At 53.2% G+C, this 1,211-nt stretch carries 1 protein-coding gene; it reads right to left on the bottom strand.

What is annotated here, in order from left to right; all coding sequences use genetic code 11:
• Positions 1-32: 32 nt before the first annotated feature.
• A protein-coding gene (locus M6G53_RS24860) for an IS3 family transposase (protein ID WP_253335211.1) occupies positions 33-1,132 on the bottom strand; the annotation gives its coding sequence in 2 pieces (ribosomal slippage) (positions 33-880 and positions 880-1,132; 1,101 coding nt in all).
• Positions 1,133-1,211 lie beyond the last annotated feature (79 nt).

Here is a 1,211-nt window from a genome sequence, read left to right as displayed (position 1 = left end):
TGATCTCTTCCCCAAATCAGCGCCAGACTAAATCAGAGATCCGGGCTTTTTTGCAGACTTCGGACAAATTCCTCCGGAGTCTGGTTATTTAACGAAGAATGGGGTCTTTGCCGGTTATATTCCTGTCGCCAGCACTCGACCTTTTCCTGCGCATCTTCCAGTGACAGAAACCAGTGAACGTTCAGACACTCGTCACGGAAGCTACCGTTAAATGATTCGATTAACGCATTGTCCGTCGGCTTTCCCGGCCGGGAGAAGTCCATCGTGATGCCATTTTCATACGCCCATTTATCCAACGCCTTTGAGATAAATTCGCTGCCATTGTCGGTCTGAAGCCGTTCGGGGACTCGCTGCTGTAATTGCTTCAGCCGCGCCATTACCGCAACGACATCGTCACCCCGCAGGCCCTGTCCCACTTCTATCGCCAGGCATTCCCGACTAAAATTATCGACTACAGTCAGCGCACGGATCCGACGCCCGTTGAACAGATTATCAGCAACGAAATCCATGCTCCAGCACTGATCGGCCGTCGTCACTGCCGGACGCGCCAGTCTGTGCCTGGCTGTGACATGTCGCCGGGGGCGTTTTGTCCGTAGATTCAGCCCTTCCTGACAATAAATACGGTGGGTTTTCTTATGGTTAATCAGCCAGCCTTCCCGGCGCAGCAGGATATGAATGCGCTGCATGCCGTAGCGAATGCGGGTTTCGGCTATCTCCCTTATCCGCTGCGTGATGGCGCGGTCGTCGCGCCGGCTTTGATAGTGATAGACCGTGCGGCTCTGCATCATCAGACGACAGCCACGCCGCAGCCCGATGCGGTAGGCCTCCAGCAACCAGGATACCGCTTCCCGTTTCTGGGCCGGCCTCAGAACTTTTTTTTGATGACCTCCTGCAGCATCTCTTTGTCCAGACTCAGATCTGCCACCAGACGCTTAAGGCGCTGATTTTCTTCCTCCAACTGCCTCAGGCGACGAAGTTCCGTTACGCCCATGCCACCGAATTTCTTCTTCCAATTGTAAAAAGTGGCTTCGGAAATCCCCATCTTTCTGCACACTTCCTCCACGCGGGTGCCGGTTTCAGCCTGTTTCAGGGCAAACGCGATCTGTTCTTCGGTATAACGGGTCTTTTTCATATCAGATGACCTCTTTTTTCAGGAGAAGAAAGGCCGAAAACTCTACTTTACGCCGGTACTGAACAAAGGGAAGAGATCA

Source organism: Serratia nevei, from assembly GCF_024160145.1.
GTDB lineage: Bacteria > Pseudomonadota > Gammaproteobacteria > Enterobacterales > Enterobacteriaceae > Serratia > Serratia nevei_A.
The sequence above is the reverse complement of the archived record's forward strand: the minus strand, read 5'-3'. Positions and strand labels throughout refer to the sequence as shown.